Genomic DNA, 3466 nt, shown 5'->3' with positions numbered 1-3466 from the left:
CCGCCCGGCCCCCGGCCCCGCCGCGTACGGGTCCAGGCCGTGCCCGGTGCCGCGTACGGGCCGGGCCCGCGCCGCGTACGCACGCGCCCGGCCCCCGGGCGGACCACGCGGCCCCCGCCCCGTACGCGTACAGCAGGAGCGGCCCGCACGAGCAGGACGGCCCCCAGGAGCGGGCGCGCGGGCGGCAGGCCCAGAAAGCGAAGGCGAGCATGACAGTGGAGACCCCACTCCCGGGCACCGACCCGGGGCTGGTCGTGACGAAGACCGGCGGAGGACCGGGCTCCCCCGTGCCCGGGGCGGTGAAGGCCGCGCGGCGCAGAGCGCTGACCCCCTACCTGCTGTTGCTGCCCGCCATGGCGGTGACGCTGGTGTTCCTCGGCTGGCCGCTGGTCAAGAACCTGATCCTGTCCTTCCAGAACCTCAACATGCGCCAGTTCATCCAGCGCGTGACCGAGTGGACGGGCTTCCACAACTACAGCGAAGTCCTCGGCGGCTCGGAGTTCTGGCGCGTCACGCTGCGCTCGGTGCTCTTCACCGGCGTCAACGTCGTGCTGATCATGGTGCTCGGCTCCCTCATCGGGCTCCTCCTCGCCCGTCTCGGCCGCCGGATGCGCGTCTTCCTCCTCGTCGGCCTGGTCCTGGCCTGGGCGATGCCCGTCATCGCCGCGACCACGGTCTACCAGTGGCTCTTCGCCGAGCGCTTCGGCGTCGTCAACTACGTGCTCGACAAGCTCGGCTGGCACTCGATGGCCGACTTCTCCTGGACCAGCAGCCAGCTCTCCACCTTCTTCGTGATCACCTGGCTCATCGTCTGGCAGTCGATCCCCTTCGTGGCGATCAACCTCTACGCCGCGACGACGACGATCCCCAAGGAGCTGTACGAGGCCGCGTCCCTCGACGGCGCCGGGGTCTGGAAGTCCTTCACGAACGTGACCTTCCCGTTCCTGCGGCCCTTCCTCTTCGCCACGACCTTCCTCGAAGTCATCTGGGTCTTCAAGGCGTTCGCCCAGGTCTTCGCCTTCAACCAGGGCGGCCCGGACCGGCTCACCGAGATCCTGCCCGTCTACGCCTACATCGAGGGCATGGGCAACCAGCACTTCGGCATGGGCGCCGCGATCTCCTTCCTGACGCTGCTCATCCTGCTCGGCCTCACCTCGTACTACCTCCGGATCGTTCTCAAGCAAGGGGAGGACGAGCTGTGAAGCGCTCGCTCTTCGGCCGCGTCTGGCCCAACCTCGTCGCCGTCCTGCTCTTCGCCGGTTTCGTCTTCCCCGTCTACTGGATGTTCGCGACGGCCTTCAAGCCGACCGGCGACATCATCAGCGAGAGCCCGGTCTGGTTCCCCACCGACTTCACCTTCGACCACTTCCGGACGGCGGTGAACGCCGACAACTTCTGGCACCTCGTCGTCAACTCGCTCACCGTCACGATCGTCGCCGTCGTCGGCTCCCTCGTCCTCGCGCTCGCCGGGGCCTTCGCCCTGAGCCGGATGCGCTTCAAGGGCCGCAAGGGCTTCGTCGTCGGCTTCATGATCGCCCAGATGGCCCCCTGGGAGGTCATGGTCATCGCGATCTACATGATCGTGCGCGACGCCGACCTGCTCAACAGCCTCGTGCCGCTCACGCTCTTCTACCTCGTGATGATCCTGCCCTTCACGCTCCTGACCCTGCGCGGCTTCGTCGGCGCGATCCCGGTCGAGCTGGAGGAGTCGGCCATGGTCGACGGTTGCACCCGCCCGCAGGCGTTCCGCCGCGTGATCCTCCCCCTCCTCGCGCCCGGGCTGATGTCCACCTCGCTCTTCGGCTTCATCACCGCGTGGAACGAGTTCCCGCTCGTCCTGGTCCTCAACAAGGACGCCGGCGCGCAGACCCTGCCGCTGTGGCTCTCCTCCTTCCAGACCAACTTCGGTGATGACTGGGGCGCCACGATGGCCGCGTCCTCGCTCTTCGCGGTGCCGATCCTCGTCCTCTTCGTCTTCCTCCAGCGCAAGGCCGTGTCCGGCCTCACCGACGGCGCCGTGAAGGGATAGCACCCCATGACCACCCTCATCAGCGCCTCCGACACGCTCACCCGCGACGCCCTCGCCGTCCTCCAGCCCGGCTTCGCCGGCCACACGGCCCCCGAGTGGCTGCTGCGCCGCATCGGCGAAGGACTCGCCTCCGTCGGGCTCTTCGGGCGCAACGTGGCCGGGGACGAGCAGCTCGCCGCCCTCACCGCGCAGCTCCGCGCCGAGCGCGAGGACATCCTCGTGGCGATCGACGAGGAGGGCGGCGACGTCACCCGCCTCGACGTCAACACCGGTTCCTTCATCCCCGGCAACCTCGCCCTCGGCGCCGTGGACGACCCGGAGCTGACCCGCTCCGTCGCCGCCGAACTCGGCCGCCGCCTCGCCGCCTGCGGCGTCCACTTCAACTGGGCGCCCTCGGCCGACGTCAACTCCGACCCGGACAACCCCGTGATCGGCGTCCGCGCCTTCGGCGCCGACCAGGACCTCGTCGCCCGGCACACCGTCGCCTACGTCGAGGGGCTCCAGTCCGCCGGTGTCATCGCCTGCGTCAAGCACTTCCCCGGCCACGGCGACACCAACGTCGACTCGCACCTCGCGATGCCCCGCATCGACGTCGGCGCCGACACCCTCCGTGCCCGCGAGCTCGCCCCCTTCCGCGCCGCGATCGCGGGCGGGACGCTCGCCGTCATGAGCGCCCACATCGTCGTCCCCGCGCTCGACCCCGAGGTCCCCGCCACGCTCAGCCGCCGCATCCTCACCGGCCTCCTGCGCGAGGAACTGGGCTACGAGGGGCTCATCGTCACCGACGGCATCGAGATGCGCGCCATCGCCGGGACCTACGGCATCGAGCGCGGCACGGTCCTCGCCATCGCCGCCGGGGCCGACGCGATCTGCGTCGGCGGCGGCCTGCACGACGAGGACACCGTCCTCGCGCTGCGCGACGCGCTCGTCGCCGCCGTCCGCGACGGCTCGCTCCCCGAGGAACGCCTCGCCGACGCCGCCGCGCGCGTCCGCGCCCTCGCCGACTGGGCCCGCACCGCGCGGGAGCCCCTCCTGCCACGCCCCGGCATCGGCCTGGAGGCCGCCCGCCGCGCGGTGCGCGTCCACGGCGACTTCACGCCGCTGACCGCCGCGCCGTACGTGGCGCACCTGAGCGACGAGGCGAACATCGCCGTCGGCAACGAGACCCCCTGGGGCCCCGCCGAGGCGCTGGCCCGCCGGCTGCCCGGCACGACCGGGGACGGCTACGGGCCGCAGGCGGGCGGCACCCTCGTTTCCGACGTCCTCGCCGCGGCGGGGGACCGCCGCCTCGTCCTCGCCGTGCGCGACGCGCACCGGTACCCGTGGATGGCCCAGGCGCGCGACGCGCTGCTCGCCGCGCGCCCGGACACGGCCGTGATCGAGATGGGCGTCCCCCAGGAGGCCCCCGCGGGCAGCCCGTACGTCGTCACGCACGGC

3 protein-coding genes are annotated in these 3466 nt (G+C 71.6%); all 3 read left to right on the top strand.

Annotation, left to right across the window (positions count from 1 at the left end; all coding sequences use genetic code 11):
* Positions 1-209: 209 nt before the first annotated feature.
* Entirely contained in the window at positions 210-1202 is a 993-nt protein-coding gene (locus tag SSBG_RS08015) for a carbohydrate ABC transporter permease (RefSeq protein ID WP_037869221.1), read from the top strand.
* A complete protein-coding gene (locus SSBG_RS08010) occupies positions 1199-2029 on the top strand; it encodes a carbohydrate ABC transporter permease (protein ID WP_037869218.1) in 831 nt (276 codons plus the stop codon). Before SSBG_RS08015 ends, SSBG_RS08010 begins: the two co-directional genes overlap by 4 nt.
* Positions 2030-2035: 6 nt before the next feature.
* The coding region (locus SSBG_RS08005) for a glycoside hydrolase family 3 protein (protein WP_008745689.1) at positions 2036-3466 on the top strand (1431 nt) is incomplete at its 3' end.

This window comes from Streptomyces sp. SPB074 (assembly GCF_000154905.1).
GTDB lineage: Bacteria > Actinomycetota > Actinomycetes > Streptomycetales > Streptomycetaceae > Streptomyces.
The sequence above is the reverse complement of the archived record's forward strand: the minus strand, read 5'-3'. Positions and strand labels throughout refer to the sequence as shown.

What these genes read in the sequence shown, in the direction of transcription:
- SSBG_RS08015 (WP_037869221.1), top strand. Translation starts at nt 210, where the DNA reads ATGACAGTGGAGACCCCACTCCCGGGCACCGACCCGGGGCTGGTCGTG.